This window comes from Croceivirga radicis (assembly GCF_002072105.2).
Taxonomy (GTDB): Bacteria; Bacteroidota; Bacteroidia; order Flavobacteriales; family Flavobacteriaceae; genus Croceivirga; species Croceivirga radicis.
Genome location: NZ_MTBC01000010.1, coordinates 66,153 through 84,137 on the forward strand (window position 1 = coordinate 66,153; position 17,985 = coordinate 84,137).

The window sequence follows — 17,985 nt, forward strand, 5'->3', positions numbered from 1 at the left end:
ATTTTTTGCACTTCTTTTTACAAAATTTATATATGATATGGCTGCCTAAAATTTACAAACACTTCTTATAAATGGTTGTTGTACCTTTCTTTAATCAATTGATAATTTAAAAGACTAGATATGGAAATTAACGATACACAAAACATGATGGGTTACGTGGCCAACCCAGAACGGTACAAAAAGATGCAATACAAAAGATGTGGAAATTCTGGCCTTTTACTACCAAGGTTATCCTTAGGGTTATGGCATAACTTTGGTGATACGGACAACTTAATTAAAGCGAGGCGCATCTTAAGAACGGCTTTTGACCTTGGCATTACACACTTTGACCTAGCTAATAATTACGGGCCTCCTTACGGTGCCGCAGAGACCAATTTTGGGAAATTGTTTCATCAAGATTTTAAAAACTACCGTGATGAACTTATAATTTCTAGTAAGGCTGGTTTTGATATGTGGCCGGGGCCTTATGGTAATTATGGTTCTAAAAAATACTTAATCGCCAGTTTGGACCAAAGTTTAAAACGTATGGGATTGGATTATGTAGACATCTTTTACCACCATAGACCGGACCCAGAAACCCCATTGGAAGAAACCATGGCCGCCTTGCATCAAATTGTACAGCAAGGGAAAGCATTATACGTTGGCATTTCCAATTATTCTGCGGAACTTACTAAAAAAGCCTATGACATTTTAAAAGAAATGGGGACACCATTACTCACTCATCAACCAAAATATAGCATGTTCGAGAGATGGGTAGAAGATGGTCTATTAAACGTGTTAGATGATAAAAAGGTAGGTGGTATTGTTTTCTCACCCCTTGCCCAAGGTCTGCTAACAGACAAGTACCTCAATGGATTTCCAGAAGATTCTAGAGCGGTACGCGATGCAAGGTATTTAGATACCGGACAAATTACGCAAGACCTTCTGAACAAAATTAGCGCGTTAAATGATTTGGCTAAAAATAGGAATCAAAGTTTGGCGCAAATGGCCATTGCTTGGTTGTTACAAAAACCACAAGTTACTTCTGTTTTGGTTGGTGTTAGCAAACCAGAACAATTAAAAGACAATGTAAAGGCATTAGATAATTTAACGTTTAAAAACGAGGAGCTACAAACCATAGAAAACATCTTGGCCAATTAAATAACGATAATATTACTGAAATGAAACTTACCTAAGTTATAACAAAATCTTAGCTAAATCTAACAGGGTTTTAACGACTATGCGGCAATTGCTCAACGTATATCTATTAAATAAAATAGAACCTATGAAAATCTTAAGATCAATAGTTTTAGTGGTAGTTTTACTAAGTACTGCTGCTATTTCCGCACAAAGCAAAAAAGAAGAGAAACTAATAGTAGATGCACATAAGGCTAAACAAGCGTTGCTAAAACAAGACCAAGGGTTAGAAGCGTTTTTTGAAAGCGCTGCTGGCTATGTACTATTCCCAAACGTAGGCAAAGGTGGTTTTATCATTGGAGGCGCTTCTGGTAATGGCGTGGTTTATGAAAATGATGCGATTGCAGGTTATGCCAATCTAAAAAAACTAAATATTGGCCTACAAGCGGGCGGACAAGCTATTATTGAAGTTATCTTTTTTGAAACAGAAGAAGATTTGGCAGAATTTAAGGAAGATAATTTTCAGTTTGCAGCAGAAGCCTCTGCTGTAGCCGTAAAGTCTGGAATTGCCTATAACGCAAAATATAAAGATGGTGTAGCCGTATTTGCTTTACCAAAAGCAGGTTTAATGGCAGATGCCTCAGTGGGTGGACAAAAAATTGAGTTTACTCCTGTAAAATAATCGTTTTTTGATTGATGTTGATTGAAACGGGCCGGTGAGTTTTTACCGGCTCGTTTTATTTTTGTTGGTAACCAAAACGCCTTAATTGGTTACTATTACTACGCCAATTTTTATTCACCTTTACGTAGATTTCGATATGGACTTGTTTATCAAAAAACAGTTCTAAATCTTTTCTGGCTTCAACCCCAACTTTTTTCAAGGCGCTTCCTTTGTGCCCAATAATAATACCTTTTTGACTATCGCGCTCTACCATAATAATGGAACGGATTCGTATGATATCATCATCTTCCAGAAACTCCTCGGTTTCTACTTCCACGGCATAAGGAATTTCCTTTTTATAATTCAATAAGATTTTTTCCCTAATGGTTTCGTTTACAAAAAAACGTTCTGGTTTGTCCGTTATTTGGTCTTTTGGATAGTAGGCCGGTCCTTCTGGCAATAATTCCAATATACGTTCAAATACTTCACGAACATTGAAATTCTGAAGGGCAGAAATTGGATGAATTTCTGCTCTTGGCAGTAAATCTTGCCAATATTGAATCTGTTCTTCCAAAACACTTTGCTCAGAAGTATCAATCTTGTTCAATAGCAATAATACAGGAATCTTACTATTTTGTATTTTTTGAAAAAACGCCTCGTCTTTAAGTCCCTTTTCGCCAATCTCTACCAAATACAACAATACGTCTGCATCTTCAAAGGCGGATTTTACAAAATCCATCATGCTGGTTTGCAGCTCGTAGGCTGGTTTAATAATTCCTGGTGTATCTGATATCACTACTTGAAAATCATCCCCATTAACAATACCAAAAATACGGTGACGCGTAGTCTGTGCTTTAGAGGTGATTATAGATAATTTTTCACCTACAAAAGCATTCATTAAAGTAGACTTACCTACATTGGGGTTTCCTATTATATTTACAAAACCAGATTTATGTGTTCCCATAGTTTTTACTTTTTGTGCATACGGGGTTTAGGTAAGTTTCTATCGTACATTACTATACTCCCCGCAACGGCTACATTCAAACTTTTAATCGACTTAAATTGCACTAAATGGTGTGCCTTATCACACGCCACCCTACTTAATCCGTGGTCTTCTGCACCCAAAAGGTAAACACACCTTCTTGGATGCGTAAAGGTCTCTAAAGCCACAGCATTTTCCTTCATTTCTACCCCAACCAATTCTGCCCCTTTTGGCAGATTCTTATAAAAATCTTCAAAAGTATCGTAATGAAAATAAGGCATGGCCTTTACCGCATGGTGGGTATCACAAGCCTGTTTGGCATATCTATTACCAATTGTAAAAATAAAACTTGCCCCTAAATTTTGTGCTGTTCGCCATAGAACACCCAAGTTTTCTGGCGTTTTTCCATTCTGGATGCCAATACCAAAAAATTCGTGCTCAAAATTATCCGTGCTCACTCCTTAACTTCTGAAAATAGATTTTGGCCTCTTTATTTACTTTAGGCGCCAACAAAAGTACGGCAATCATATTGGGTATTACCATTAATGCATAGGAAAGGTCTATTAAGTTTTTAACCAAATCCAAGGATGCTACTGCCGCAAAGACAATCATTACCACAAAGTAAACATTGTACCATTTGCCAATTTTAGCATTGGTTAAATACGATAAACTCTTTACCCCATAGTAAGAATAGGTAAACAATGTTGAAATAGCAAAGGCCGATACGATTACCATCAACAATACACCGCCCCAACTACCCAAGGCTGCGTTAAAAGCGTTCAACGTCATTACTATACCACTACCCTCTTGCAAGTAGGCCCCACTCAAAATTAGAACTACAGCGGTAAACGTACATACCAATATGGTATCTATAAATGGCCCCAACATGGCCACGAGCCCCTCTCGTATAGGCTCATCATTCTTAGATTGGCCGTGGTACATAGGCGCACTTCCTAGACCAGCTTCGTTGGAAAACATTGCCCGGCGAACCCCTAAAATTATAAGCCCCCAAAAACCACCGGTCACGACTGTTTTAACATTCCAAGCCTCGACCAAAATTAATTTTAAAGAAGGGAGAATTTGCCCTGCATTGGTTACCATAACACCTATAACAGCTAATAAGTAAACCATTACCATGAATGGAACAATGGCCGTTGCCACTTTAGCAATGTTCTTTAAGCCTCCAAAAATGACAAAAGAAGAAACAATAGCCAAAGTGAATCCTACACCTAATTTCCAGTTAAAATCGCCCAATGCTGCAATTGTCTCATTAGGCATTACCACGCTCATGAATGTTTCTGTAAATTGATTTGCCGTGAACACACCAAGAAAACCAAATAGGCCGGCAACACTAAAAAACACAGCTAAGGGTTTAGCTTTTGTGCCCAAACCTTGTGTGATATAAAACATTGGTCCCCCCTGAAGATTACCATCAGAATCTCGCCCCCTAAACATAATAGAAAGACTACAAGAATAGAACTTAATACACATACCTATTATAGCGGTGACCCAAATCCAAAAAACGACCCCCGGCCCACCGTCATGTATGGCAATGGCTACTCCAGAAATATTGCCCAAACCAACTGTTGCAGCTACGGCAGCAGATAAGGCTTGTAAGGAACTTACATCGCCTTGGGCATGCTTGTCATCATACTTACCCTTGGTAATATCCAAAGCATGTTTAAAATAACGATAGGGTAAAAAACGAGAATAAATAACTAGAAAGAGACCTCCTCCTATCAATAATACAAACATGGGCCATTCCGTAAAGGATATGGCTTCTGCTAGAAATTCATTAAGTTTATTCATAGGGCGTGAAGGTAAGCATTATTAGCAATTTTGTAAGTATTTCAAAATTCTAACTACTTACTAGCCATATTGCCTAAAAAACTCACTTTAACAAAAACCAGACATGCGCCTAATACCCTTTTTCTGTATTCTTACGTGTATTTGTTGCACTCTATCTTGCAAAAAAGACGATGACAGCCCACAAGAACTAACATATACATTGACCGTTTTTAGTTCTGATGGTGGAACGGTGAACCTAAAATCGGGAACATTTAAGGCTGGCAGTACGCTTAAATTAATTGCTACCGCTGATCAAGGGTATGCGTTTGATTCTTGGACAGGAGATGCAAGCGGTACTGACCCGGAATATTCCCTAATCCTTAACCAGGATTCTGAGGTCACCGCTACTTTTAGGGCAATTGACAACAACCCTGAAATTTCTGACAATATTGTATTAATAAATGAAGACCTAATTGATACATCTGGCTACGTATTTGCTATTGAAAATGGTGGCAAACGTTGTTTCTTAATGGACCGTTATGGACAATTAAAACACGAATGGAATTTTGATTTATCTTTAGGACAAGATGCAGAATTAACGGCCAACGGCAACCTAATAGGTTTGTTTAGGGGAGAAAATAGTCCGGTAAGTTTTGGAGGGCAAAGTGGTATTTTAAGGGAAATAGAACCAGACGGAACCGTTATTTGGGAGTATACCATTGCCAATGACAATGAAATTGCCCATCATGATTTTACCCAATTACCCAATGGAAATTTATTGGTCTTGGTTTGGTATAGGGTTTCTAACGCAGATGCCAAGGCAGTTGGCCTAAACAATGACGGTGACGTTTTTATGGAGAAAGTGGTAGAAATTAATAAAGAAAACAACAATGTTGTCTGGGAGTGGAAAAGTTGGGACCATATTGTGCAAGACTTTAATGCTAGTTTACCCAATTTTGGTGTACCAGAAGCCAATAAAAACAAAATCAACATTGGTTACGCCAATACTAATGTTCATGAGTTTGTAGCCCAGGGCGACTTAATTCATTTTAATGGAATAGCCTATTACCCAGAGCAAGACATAATCGCCTTAAGTGCTAACTTTTACAGCGAAGTTTGGTTTATAGACCATAGCACCACAAGCGTGGAAGCTGCTACAGAGGAAGGAGGGCAATTTAACAAAGGTGGTAGTTTACTTTATCGTTTTGGCAATCAAAAAGTATATGGCGATAATAACGCCACATCTACATTGAATTTTAACCACCATCCAAGTTTTATAAAAAAAGGTAATGAACTAAGCCTTTTAATCTATAATAACAACAATAGAGAAGAGCAATCCAGAGCAATGGAATTTAGTTTACCGGAATTAGACGGCACCAATCTAGATTTACCACCTACTTTAATTTTTGATTTTACCCATCCAGATTTATTTTACGGAAGGGTAAGCGGTGCCGTACGTTTGCCCAATGGGAACACTTTAATATGTGAGGGCGATTATGGCTATTGGGAAGTTACACCCAATTTAGAGGTGGTATGGAAATATGAAGGTTTTAACCAACTCTACTGGAGAGGACTTTACTACACAGGAGATAGTGCAGAAATCGTAAACTTAGAAAGCAGAATTTGACCCTTGTAATATTGAAATTTTCAAAAAGGGTTAAAGTTAATTTGGTGTAATCTAAAAAGGGTTGTATATTTGCCAACCGATTCGCAAAAAGATACGTTCTTGAATCGATTTGAACTGACAATTTGGTTTCTACGCGAGCAACATTAAACATACATCGCGGGGTAGAGCAGTAGGTAGCTCGTCGGGCTCATAACCCGAAGGTCGCTGGTTCGAGTCCAGTCCCCGCTACTAAGGCTAAGGCCAACAGAAACAACGGTTCGTCCAAAACGAGCCGTTTTTTTATGCCTTAAATTTCCGAATTTTTAGCTGCCGTACACGATTTCGTACACGATTCCACAATAAAGAAAGACTTTAGCCAACCAAAAATATTTACTGGTGGCGAAGATTTTTTCAAATGGGAAGATCTATCCTTGATAGAAAAATCCGCCGCTCTAAAAAAGGAATGGTACATCGATTGGTCCTAAAGAGACCCAAAAACCAAGAAACTAAAACGCCAAAATGATTTAAGGGCCTTTGAATCTTATTGTGCTGATAAGGGATATGTTAAGACCAATTTTGTGCAAAATACTTCCAAAGCGAAAACAAAGAAAAAGCTGAAGAAAATTCTATTGAAGCACAGACGTTATGGTATTTATATCCAAAATATTTCAAGGCGGTTTAGCAAATCCCTTTTTTGAACTTTTATGTAAGATGTTTCGGAAAATCCATTGGACCTCTTTAAACGCTAACTTTGGACATTTGATTCGCTATTAAATAATAAAAGATTACGTAGTAACATTTTATTTTTTATAACAACATATCTTCTACCAATTATTTAAGGAAAATGGTTTTTTTCGTTTCTGCACTTTTTTTAGCTGCATCTAGTATTTCCACAACTAGCATATTGTTTTCAAGCGAGTTTAGATCAAATTCATTCAGTGTAATTTCTTCTCTTATAACTGCTGCCAGTAGTGAAAAAGGGTCATCATAAGGCGCTTTTCTTTCTTCTAGTTTCATCACCTCTTCTTGGTAACCATCGTAACCTTCAGAAATTCTCAAGCGCAGGTCATGCCTATTATCTGCATATACCGCTCCAACCGTTCCATAAATCTCCATGTCTTTTCTTCCGATAGGCCAATTCCAAGAGCCTTGTATTACCGCTACCGCATCATCATACTGTAACAGTATAATAGATTCATCATTTACTTTGGGGTTATTTTCGGGTTGCAGTTGTTGAGAGATAGCGGTTACGCTATTAGGCCGTTTACCGTCCATAAACCACGATAAAATATTAACCCCATAACAACCAAAATCCACTTCTGCACCACCACCATTTTGAATGGGATCTGTTAACCAATCTAAAAATTCCTCGTTAACACCAATCTTTTTTGGTCCTTTATGACCGTCATGAACCATTATCTTTCTAATAGCACCAATTTTATTTTTGTTCTTAACTATTTCATACGCTTTATGAGTTGTGGGGTACCAAGTTGTTTCATAATTGGTTAAAAGGTGAATTTTGTATTCTTCTGCCAAGGCCTTCATTTTTGTAGCATGATCTATACTAACCGCTAATGGTTTCTCTACCATTACATGGATGCCTCTTGGCGCAGCCGCCTCAACCACCTGTAAATGTTCGTAAATAGTACCAAATGCGGTTACCGCTTCTGGTTTTACTTTATCCAGCATTTCGTCTAAAGAAGTATACACCAAATCCATTGAAAAATTATGTTCATCCGCGTAACGTTGAGCAAGCTCCTTATTGGGCTCTACTATACCAACAATTTCAATGTCGCCACGCGGCTCACTACCAAAAATCCAATGCACGTGGGTATGTGTTAAGCCTATGATGCCCACCCTTAAAGCTTGATCAGTATTTTGACCATAAAGGATTGTGTTTAATAGCAATAAGCTTAATAAGAATACTATTTTTTTCCTCATTTATGTCTTTTTTATAGTTTCTGATGATGATAAATTAGTGGTACCCAAACCGTGAAAAGATACAAGCCTTTAAGTTTGCCCTGAGTACCACTGCTAGAATTTAAATCAAATTAAAACTTTCTGAAAAATAAATTTAAAGATTTAACGGACTTTCTAAATATACGCCGAGTAATGTAGTACTTTACCTTAAACCATTCATTCTACCCACTGATTATTATAACTGAATAAAAAATGAAAACAATAGTAATGGATAGTCCATAATAAGTTAGGATTGGTAGAAAATCCTTTTTTTGAACTTTCAACGTCTAGTGTAACAAGCGTAGCTTCCCGCAGGGTGCTATGATTTGTCACACATTGTTATGTTCTTTTTATTTTAAATTTAATTCCTTTCTCACAAGTCGTTATTATTCCCCAATTAAAATGACGTTTTATTCCGATTTGTCTTGTAAGCCAAGAATCATGGAGTAGTTTCTCATTGGATTTTATATAAGTTAGATACTTCGTAGCCTTTTCCTCATCATTAAAAGAAATCAAAATTTCTTCTACCTTTTGATAATTCCATTTGAAAGTTATATTCAAAGGAACTTCATTATAAGGCATATTCACACACTCAACAACTGTAATTTGCTTTTGAATTGATATTTTAGGATTACAATACCAATTAAGCATTTCTAGCTTCCCTTCTAGTGTAGCATTTTCTGTGAAAAATGTAACTCCTTTATCAGGCATTGAAATACTTAATTCATTTTCAACATTTAGGACATCTCTTTTAAGTTCCTCGTAGACACTTCCTTTAAAAGCATTCAAATTCTCAGACAAGAAAAAATCTAATTCTGTTAAGTCATTTATTTTTTGACCGTTATATTCAATCCCATTAGATAAAACAGAATCTCTAAGTTCGACTAGTTTTTCCTCAAAAAAAGAACGTCCAGAGGATACCTCTGTAGCAAGATTCATATCACATAAATAACTTCTGTCTAAATTCATTTTTTCAATTGAACATAACGCTCAGGCTATGAGTAGTGCGGGATTGAAAAGCGCTAGTTTTCAATTTGGTACGAACCCAAGCGAACCATTTTTAAATTTGTTTTTTGTTGTTTACCAATTTACCAAATTGTGAGCGTTGTTGTAAGAAAATCACTTTCGTCTTAAAAAACAGCCCGCATTACTTATAGGCGTTGTTGGCAATAGTTATTTATTTAATTTATTGGTCACAATTGATAAAAAAACATCTCCAATTTCTTTTTTTTCAGAATTTATATTCGCTAAATAAAAACGTTTAGTCATTTTGTTCGGATTCTTACTGTCAGCACTAATTTTTGAGTATCTAAATCCTAACATATTAGACTTTAATATTTTACCTTTTATTTTATCAAGGTAAAATATCGAATCGGCATATGTATATTTACCTCTATAGTAGTTATTTCCATAACTTTCTAGAGTGTTTTCGACGATTAAATATTTTCCACTTTCTCCAAAACTTATTGAAAGATAATATTCAGGTCCGCCAGCAATGGAATAAGGAGTTTCAACTATTAAAAGTGGATTGCCGTTATTATTAAATTTTTCTTGAATAAGATAGATTGATGTAATTAAGAATAAAAAAAATACTCCAATAATTGAGTTTTGTAATTTTTTCAGTTTTTTTATTTGACTGTATTCTTTTATCTCTTTAACCAAATTAATTAAAAAGAAAACAAAGGATAATCCAAACAATACTCTAGTAAATGATGAAAAAAATAGGTAATCATTATAATAAGAATAGAAAACTACAAAAGTGAAAAATATTCCGAATGAAATATAGAGTAGAGTTTTAAGTTTTTTAGTCATCTCTATTCAGTTTTAATTATTGCCAACAATTGGATATCCGTAATAACGAATATCTCTTTGGTATAAAACTACTAAATCTTAGACGGGCAGAAAATCCCTTTTTTTGAACTTTATATCAAATAGCACCTTTTTACAAATTTTCATAGGCAACCTTACTGTAATTTGTTCATCTAATATAGAAACAATAATGAGAAGGTTACTATTATTACTCGTCATTACAACTATTTGGTGTTCATGTTCAAGTTCCAGCGAATCGAACGATTTTGGAATGGAACTGTATTATGAACTCACTTCTTTGAATTCCGGAATGTCTGGGAAAATATTGGAGAAAGAAGAATTGGATTTTCGAGAGTCTATCGAATTTTTCCCCGATAGTACCTTTATCAAGCAAAGAGTATATCAAGATAGCACTTCCACTGCCTCGGGTAAATACGGTTCGTTTATTTCGGATGGAAATGATTATCTTAAGTTGAAATATTCCAAAGATAGTTACCTTATCCAAACCTGTGGAAATTCCATGGTTGAATACTTGCGTATTCTTAGCGAATCAGAAATTTACAATGGTGGATATTTACCCTGCGACGGACCAGGGTATTATTATACGAGAACTAGGAAGTAGCTCCAATTTGAACTTTTTAAATCCCACACTTCGACATTGTGTTAATCCTTTTTTTGAACTTTTAAATTAAAACATCATTTGATTCGAAGGTTTTCCATTTCAATCTTGAAAGACTCTTCCATCAAACGATACGTCTTCGTCTTCCGTCCTACTAGCATCTTCTCTGCTAGTGCTTTTGACTTTGCAATTCCATACTGTGAAAAATCTCTTGCCACCTCAAGATTTCCGATATATAAGTTAATATCTTTCATTAGTAATGCAAATCTACGACTATTGAAAATCTCATATTTGCCCAGTAATTTGTAATCTTGATTTTCTATAACATCTTCAACAGAGATTTTGTCAAAAGGGTCTGGAAAATTTTCAAAATCTGAGTAAAATTGCGGACTAACGTTTAGAAAAGTTTCCAAAATGTTTTGGACCTGCTTCACATTCCTTTCCTCCTCTGTATAAAATTCCCATGTCCCAACTGATAGTCGTTCCCTAAAAAAACATTCAGTTACCTTCTTTTTTTCAATTGGTTTGTCGTGCTCATAAAGTGGTAAAAAATCGAAATGGATTCCTGTTTCACAATAAATACATCCTCCCATCCAACTACCGTACATCCCAAATAATTTCACCAAATGATTTTCCTCTATTCTTCTGTAATCGAAGCCGTTTCCAGTCCAACCCAATTCCTTCATTTTTGGTGAGAAATGCTTATTTACGAGTTTTCTAAATTTAGTTGCATTCATTTTAGTAAAATAAAGCGTTAGGTCCCACAATGATCCTTATCTTGAACTTTATCTGAGAAATCCTTTCATTTATTAAAGCTTTTATTTCGTGATGGGTTAAGATTATTAATTAGATAAATTTCTAAAGCAGAAGCAAGACAAAAATGCTCATTAGGGAAGCCAATGGTTAAAATACCAGTTAATTCCTGCCATTTTTCTGTTGGTAAATATTTGTTAGGATTTAGTTGAAGATTTTTGTTGACTTTAAAATATCTTTTTAGACGAAAACCCAAACCGTGGTTTTTATAAATTCCTGAACCTTTACTAATACCAACACCAATATAAATTACTTCGTCATTCTTTAAGAGCGCATAACATCCTTGTTTATCGTGATTAGGTATAGTTCCGTTAAAATTCCATTCAGATTTTTCCCAAGTAGGATTTTCTCCGATTTTTGGGTTCCAATAACGACTAAAAAAGTCATTTGTAACTGAATTTAAAAGGTCTTTTGTAATCATCTCTCAAATATGTGGCAACAATTAAATATCCGTTATAACGGATATCTCTTTTGTATAAAACTACTAAATCTTAGACGGGCAGAAAATCCCTTTTTTTGAGCTTTTGATTACCTCAGTGCTATGTTGTGTGCAGTACTTTCACACGTTTAATTTGCATTATATCCAAATTTGCGACTTAACAATGTTTCTTTCCACCAACTTTCTCGTTCAATTATTACTTCACTTTCAGTTGTTGACTTGAATATATCTAAAATTGAAAATCGGAAGTTTTGTTTTATGTGGTCAAATTCTAAAGTTTTGAGTTCTTTATTTCCACCATTGCCAGTTTTAACGTAAGATTTCCAACGATTTAAAATCATTTCATCACCATATGCGGAACCAACATACATTTTTCCGTTGGAAACATCCGTAATTAGATAAACGCCTTTTTGGTTTTGTAGAGCTGTTTTCCAAGTGTCTTTTGTAATCACTCTTGAAAGTTCTTTCCAAGATATATTTACTTTGTCATAGCCTGGAAAAATATCGTTGTCAAAAACATCTGGCAAAATTTGAGCAATTTCGCAATCGTCTATTACCGAAGTAGCTTTTCGCACCATATTCTGCGATTTGTTTTTAAATCTTACTATTATCCGTCCAAAATATTTTTCGTATTCCGTCAGCGTTTCGTATTCGTAGCCAATCCCGTTTTGGATGTTCAAATCTTTTGTTACTCTGCCCATATGGAATAGAAGCCAAAGATTTTCATTGTTTTTTATGCGAATAAATCCAATTGTGGTTTGTCCGTTTTTATAGGACTTCATTTTGTTGTGATTCCAATAATGTCCGCCAAGAATAGTGTCCATTTCATTATTCTTAAACATCTCTATTGGGTTCCAATTCCCCTCAAACATTAGATTAAATCTGATTTTAGTATTATCAAGATTATCCAATTTTAGAATGTCATTTAACTTGATGCTATTCATTGTCAGTTGTTTTTTTTGTATGGCACACAACAATTAAATACCCGTAATAACGAATATCGCTTTTACATAAAACTACTAAATCCAACACAAGTAAAATAGCCTATTCATTTGCAATTCTTCTAGTAATATACTTTTGCTCTTTTTTCCTATCTTAGGCACTAGGTTTAGTAAATGACCAAAACATGAAGCAGAAGACCATAACCAAAATAATAACCACTCCCCAGGCAAACGCTGTTTTTCGTGAATAAAAAATCATTGTCGGAAAGAGATATATGCTCTAAATTCATCAACCCCGCCATACAGCAAGCGGGCTGGAATATGCGCTCTCAGGTAAGAGAAGAAGTTTCTTTTACGGATGGCCGTATCATAGTTCAAGGTAAATTATACGCCCGGGGCAAACAGAAAAGAGCAGATTACATTCTTTATTATAAGCCCAACATTCCCATTGCTATAAGCGAAGCTAAAGACAATAGGCATAAAGTTGGTGATGGCATGCAGCAGGCCTTGGAGTATTCAGAAATACTTCAAATTCCATTTGTATTCACTTCAAATGGGGACTTTTTTTTTATCTATTACGGTTTGGTAGACGCAGTTCGTGAGTTAAAACATAAAGACTCCATTTGACGTTTGAACAGCTTTATCTTTAAACCAAATAAAATTTTTAGTATCCCTAGCCGTTAGTTATAAAAACAGACCAACACCAACATTTTAATCCTAAAGACCAAATAGGTTTAAAAAAAGGTTCTTTACCCATAGACAATGAAAACGCTCAAAACCAGAACTGACCTTTCTGCTTTAAATGACCAACAACGCAAAGCTGTACTTTCAGAAGCCAATAGACTCCTAGTCCTTGCGGGAGCCGGCTCCGGTAAAACCAAAACTTTATTGCATAAAATAAATTATCTGGTAACGGATAAACTGGTAGATGCCAATACTATTTTGGCGGTGACTTTTACCAAAAATGCTGCCAATGAAATGCTAGACAGAATGATTCTTGCTGCCGACCAAACTCGATATTACAAGGAATTTCTACAAACTCAAGGCATTACCTTTAAAGACAAGTATAGAGAACGTGTCCGTTTTCTCAACAAATTTCCCTGGCTCAAAAAATTAACTATCAAAACCATTCACAGTCTCTGTTACCAAATTATAAAAACAGACGGTGTACATGTGTTTGACAACCAATTTAAAATTGTAGCTGACCAAAAAATAGGAAATGAATTTCATGGAAACACTGCCACAGAAACGGTCAAAGAAATTATTGAAAAAGTAGCTATTGAGCTTTGTGAGGAAAAAGCATTTATTTTAAAATTAAAGCGATTCCTATTAGATTACTATGTAGACCATATTCCAGACAACAAGACCAGTGAAGAATTTAGACCAGAAGGCAAACACTTTACTTCTTTAAATGGAGACAAAGTTCGGTCTAAATCAGAACAATTTATTGCAGATTGGTTATTCCGAAATAGTATTGAATATACTTATGAACCAGAAGTTAAAGTGGATAAAAAAGTATTTCACCCAGATTTTTTTATACCACAAGGAAATGTGTATTTAGAACATATTAGTAACCTAAGTTATCCTTCCTTTTGGAAGGAGGTTAAGATGAAAATTGCTGGTTGTACATGTATTAAAACGTATGATGATGCCACGCACAACTCAGCTGTTTTTAATAGCGTTCTAGACCGTGTTATCAAAGGCAGAATTAGTGAAGATCTAAGTTCTGCTACCGTTTTAAATTATGACGAAGAATTTTCACCTTTTAGAAAGGAGTTAAAACGTTTTTATAGGGAAGTAAACGAGGTTCGAAACAAAATAGAGAATTCGGAAAAAGACTTGCAGCAAATTATGGATGAAGCTGCTGCAAGCAAATACGAAAGAGTGCGTGTGTTTTATGAACTGGCTATCCCCATAATCACAGCTTTTCAAGACTATTGCACTAACAAATCTTACATGGATTTTGATGGACTATTGATAAAAACCATTGAATTACTAGAAAACAATCCAAAAGTTCGTGAGAGGTATCAAAATAGCTATAGCCACATATTGGTAGATGAATTTCAAGATGTTAACAATCTGCAAGTCAAACTTTTAAATTTATTAACCACAAAGGAAACCCAGTTATTTTGTGTTGGTGATGACTGGCAAAGTATATATGGATTTCGAGGTTCTGAAATAAGTTATATCGTAAATTTCAAAGAACATTTTGCTAATTCAGAATTAGTAACGCTTAATTTAAATTATAGAAGTACAGACCCAATTGTTTGCGCATCCACAGAAGCGATTAAAAAGAATGAATTTCAAATTCATAAAGACATCAAGGCTGTAAAGCGTGGAGGCCAAAAAATAAATATCTTCTATGAAGAAAATGAAGGACAAGAAATTTCCTTTATCTGGGAAACCGTTGAAAAACATATACAGGACGGAATAAATCCAGAAGATATTTTGGTGCTCTATAGACGGTCTGCTATGGCCTCTGAACTAAAAAAGACTTTAGATGCAAGCGGTCATAAAATTCAATTTAAAACCATTCACGGTGCTAAAGGATTAGAAGCAAAAGTAGTTTTTATTTTAGGACTGCATTCTAATAAAGGTGGTTTCCCTGATCCCTGGTTACAGGATAAAATTTATCAGGTAATAAAACCTAGTAATTATGACCTTTTAATAGAAGAAGAACGTAGACTATTTTATGTAGCGCTTACAAGAGCGAAAGACTATCTGTATTTAATAAGCAAAAAGGGTGCGGTTTCAGAATTTATAAAAGATATACCTAAAGAATTTACGCTTCTAGAGACCAATGCAATTGATTATGGAACCAATAGGGTTTTTCTTTGTAAAAAATGTGAAACTAAAATAGAAGAACATTACAAGTTTTGCCCAGAATGTGGAAAGTCTATTGAACAAAACCATAGTCAAAATATAAAGTGGAAACAGAAAAAAAATGTTGAACAACAAATTCACAACCTTCCCATCAATTTTGAAAGAAATGATGAACAAATATTAAAATCTAGACAAAAATTCAAAAGGGCTTACGAACCTTGGACAGAAGAAGAAGAAACACTATTAAAAAATTGCTATGAGGATTTTAGCATTACCGAATTAAGTGAAATGTTTGGAAGAAGTAAAGGTGGAATTCAATCAAGAATCAATCTTTGGTCTACAAATTTAGACTAAGCTTATGTTTCATCAAGTTGCAGAATCACAACTGAAATACCAACATATTGAATCTTGAATTAGACTGTGAAATTTTAAGTTGGTTCTAAGTTTACGCCATTCAACTTATTGGTTAAAACCTTTGTGGCATATTTAGTAATTAATTTTTGATATTATTTCTTTTAGCTGTAAAATACATTGTGGCTGGTTACAACACATCTTTTAAATGTTTTAAATACCGGTTCACACATTTGTTAAAATAAAAAACCCAGTATAACTACTGGGTTTCTGCTGAATGAAAATTAAACTACACTTACCTAATTATGCAATCCTCTTTTTCTTAAATACTGTAATAATAATTGCGGACGGTCTGTTTGTATCATATCTACATGGTTGTTAATAAACCAATCGTACACCCTAGGGTCTAGATTTGCTTTTTCATCGTCATGCCCGCTGTTATGATGCGGCCACAATGAGTTTACCCAAACAGATGCTCCTTTCTTGCGTATTTCTGGAAATTTAGCCACCAAAGAAACGGAGTCGTCTGGCACCGTAAATTCAAAAGCCACGGGCACTTCTTCGTTTAGATACGCTTCTACCATACGTTCTGCTTCTGGTTTACTAGTTCTAACAATGGGCATAAAAAAAACCTTGTCCAAATAGTGGCCAAACTCCTTTTTTACTTGCTTATACGGTATTGCTCCCTTGATAACTACTTGTCTTGTAGTTCCTGTTTTTTCAGCAATTGCAAAACATTCTTCAAATATGTTGTAACTCTTATCCAAGTTCACTAAAATCTTTTCTTTGGCCACCATCAAAGCCTCTTCTAGCGTGGGTATTTTATGCGCTGTTGTATGCCCAATACCATCTTTTAAATGTAGCGTTTGTATATACTCCCAAGTAAGGTCTTCTACTTTTCCAGAACCGTTAGTGGTACGGTCTATAGTTTGATCGTGCATTAAAATTAACTGACCATCTTTGGTTTTGCGTACATCCAACTCCACCATATCTACCCCCATATCTATACAATTTTGTATCGCTTGCAGGGAATTTTCTGGTGCATTACGCCAATCGCCCCTATGCGCTACCACAATAACCTGGTTGTTATGCGCATCTTCTAAATTGGCACGTAGCAGTTCAACCTTATCGCTATCACCATGTAAGTTTCTTAATCCTTTGTCCTGTAAATAAGAAATTAACTCTGCTGGTCTATCCGTCATAATAGCATTAGCACCCTGATCCAGCAACCAGCCCCAAGATTTATCTGCACCTTCTAATAAAGCCACCTCATCTGTTCTGCCAGCACACAACTCATCCCACAGGGCTATAGCCATAAAACCATCTTTATTCGCTTCAAATTTTTCTTTTGCTAATTGCAATGGAATGGCGGTCTCACTATCAAAAATAGTTTCGTAATACGTTGGATTTATATCTGCTTCATAATCCTTATATAACTCGGCTACTTGTTCATTTTTGTACCATAGTTTAGGCATGTAAATAATACTATCCATTAAAGTGCCGTACTTTTTGCGCATTAGTTGCACCGCATCATTGCCTTTAAATATGGCATGATCAATGGTACCCGTTTCCTTAAGTACTTCATAGGCCTCCCTTACCCATTTACTTTCCGTTTTATCCAAGTTCACCATGGCTTTGCCTTTTACCAAAAGCATTACTTCTTTTAGGGTAGGCACCTGTTGTCTAGCATGTCTTACTCCAGCTGCATTCTTAAGACGTAACTTTTTAATTTCGTCTAGCGTTAATTCACTAACCTTACCACTACCATTGGTAGTCCTGTCCACAGTCTCATCATGCATGGCCACCAAATGGCCGTCTTTGGTAAGTCTAAAATCGAGTTCGATGATATCTATACCCAGATCTAAACACCTTTGCACCGCAAGTAGCGAATTTTCTGGTGCATAACGCCAATCTCCCCTATGGGAAACCGCCAAAATATAATCCGAATTAGGATTTTTAAATTGATGTAAAATCTGTTCTGCCCTGGTAGCTCCATTTTGAGCTATAGCTACAGATATACTAGTCATCAAGGTGAATACCACCTTGACAACTAGTTTTATATTGATTTTCATAGGCCT

The 17,985-nt window shown here is 35.5% G+C and carries 14 protein-coding genes, 1 tRNA gene and 1 pseudogene; 6 read left to right on the forward strand and 10 right to left on the reverse strand.

The window, feature by feature from the left end:
* Nucleotides 1-120 precede the first annotated feature (120 nt).
* Entirely contained in the window at nt 121-1,140 is a 1,020-nt protein-coding gene (mgrA, locus tag BUL40_RS13520; protein WP_080319680.1) for an L-glyceraldehyde 3-phosphate reductase, read from the forward strand.
* 124 nt (nt 1,141-1,264) lie between these two features.
* Entirely contained in the window at nt 1,265-1,798 is a 534-nt protein-coding gene (locus BUL40_RS13525; protein ID WP_080319750.1) for a lipid-binding SYLF domain-containing protein, read from the forward strand.
* A 55-nt stretch (nt 1,799-1,853) separates the two neighbouring features.
* On the opposite strand, the gene era is transcribed toward BUL40_RS13525, so the two are convergent.
* From era to BUL40_RS13540, 3 genes are read right to left on the reverse strand one after another with little or no spacing between them, the layout of a single operon-like run.
* Nucleotides 1,854-2,741: a GTPase Era gene (gene era / locus BUL40_RS13530; RefSeq protein WP_080319681.1), complete on the reverse strand. Its 888-nt coding sequence runs from the start codon at nt 2,739-2,741 to the stop codon at nt 1,854-1,856.
* A 5-nt stretch (nt 2,742-2,746) separates the two neighbouring features.
* Complete coding sequence (locus BUL40_RS13535) at nt 2,747-3,217, reverse strand: RNA methyltransferase (RefSeq protein WP_010516891.1); 471 nt, start codon at nt 3,215-3,217, stop codon at nt 2,747-2,749.
* Nucleotides 3,204-4,568, reverse strand: a complete 1,365-nt coding sequence (locus tag BUL40_RS13540) for an alanine/glycine:cation symporter family protein (protein WP_080319682.1) — start codon at nt 4,566-4,568, stop codon at nt 3,204-3,206. The genes BUL40_RS13535 and BUL40_RS13540 overlap by 14 nt, the downstream gene beginning before the upstream one ends.
* Before the next feature lie 199 nt (nt 4,569-4,767).
* Here BUL40_RS13540 and BUL40_RS13545 point away from each other — a divergent pair, with 199 nt between their 5' ends.
* Together BUL40_RS13545 and BUL40_RS13550 are read left to right on the forward strand one after the other, a co-directional pair.
* On the forward strand, nt 4,768-6,174 hold the full coding sequence (locus tag BUL40_RS13545; protein WP_176465488.1) for an aryl-sulfate sulfotransferase: 1,407 nt from the start codon (nt 4,768-4,770) through the stop codon (nt 6,172-6,174).
* Between the two features lie 155 nt (nt 6,175-6,329).
* A tRNA-Met gene (locus tag BUL40_RS13550) sits at nt 6,330-6,402 on the forward strand.
* 582 nt (nt 6,403-6,984) lie between these two features.
* Here the strand turns inward: BUL40_RS13550 and BUL40_RS13555 are convergent.
* The 6 genes from BUL40_RS13555 to BUL40_RS13585 form a co-directional block, all read right to left on the reverse strand.
* Nucleotides 6,985-8,094 carry a Gfo/Idh/MocA family protein gene (locus tag BUL40_RS13555; RefSeq protein ID WP_080319684.1) on the reverse strand — a complete coding sequence of 370 codons (1,110 nt, stop codon included), beginning with the start codon at nt 8,092-8,094 and terminating at the stop codon, nt 6,985-6,987.
* A 357-nt stretch (nt 8,095-8,451) separates the two neighbouring features.
* On the reverse strand, nt 8,452-9,081 hold the full coding sequence (locus tag BUL40_RS13560) for a hypothetical protein (protein ID WP_141239676.1): 630 nt from the start codon (nt 9,079-9,081) through the stop codon (nt 8,452-8,454).
* 204 nt (nt 9,082-9,285) lie between these two features.
* On the reverse strand, nt 9,286-9,924 hold the full coding sequence (locus BUL40_RS13565) for a hypothetical protein (protein ID WP_080319686.1): 639 nt from the start codon (nt 9,922-9,924) through the stop codon (nt 9,286-9,288).
* A gap of 693 nt (nt 9,925-10,617) precedes the next feature.
* Nucleotides 10,618-11,277, reverse strand: coding sequence for a DUF4304 domain-containing protein (locus BUL40_RS13575; RefSeq protein ID WP_080319688.1), 660 nt, complete (start codon nt 11,275-11,277; stop codon nt 10,618-10,620).
* Between the two features lie 65 nt (nt 11,278-11,342).
* Nucleotides 11,343-11,774 carry a hypothetical protein gene (locus tag BUL40_RS13580; RefSeq protein ID WP_080319689.1) on the reverse strand — a complete coding sequence of 144 codons (432 nt, stop codon included), beginning with the start codon at nt 11,772-11,774 and terminating at the stop codon, nt 11,343-11,345.
* A gap of 146 nt (nt 11,775-11,920) precedes the next feature.
* The gene (locus BUL40_RS13585) at nt 11,921-12,736 is read right to left on the reverse strand and encodes a GIY-YIG nuclease family protein (RefSeq protein ID WP_080319690.1); all 816 of its coding nucleotides are present in this window, start codon (nt 12,734-12,736) and stop codon (nt 11,921-11,923) included.
* Between the two features lie 240 nt (nt 12,737-12,976).
* Here BUL40_RS13585 and BUL40_RS13590 point away from each other — a divergent pair.
* Nucleotides 12,977-13,309 (forward strand): annotated as a pseudogene (locus tag BUL40_RS13590) (type I restriction endonuclease); the annotation flags it as partial.
* Nucleotides 13,310-13,495: 186 nt separating this feature from the next.
* The gene (locus BUL40_RS13595; RefSeq protein WP_080319691.1) at nt 13,496-15,910 is read left to right on the forward strand and encodes a UvrD-helicase domain-containing protein; all 2,415 of its coding nucleotides are present in this window, start codon (nt 13,496-13,498) and stop codon (nt 15,908-15,910) included.
* 296 nt (nt 15,911-16,206) lie between these two features.
* On the opposite strand, the gene BUL40_RS13600 is transcribed toward BUL40_RS13595, so the two are convergent.
* A complete protein-coding gene (locus BUL40_RS13600; RefSeq protein WP_080319692.1) occupies nt 16,207-17,979 on the reverse strand; it encodes a glycerophosphodiester phosphodiesterase family protein in 1,773 nt (590 codons plus the stop codon).
* Between the last annotated feature and the right edge of the window lie 6 nt (nt 17,980-17,985).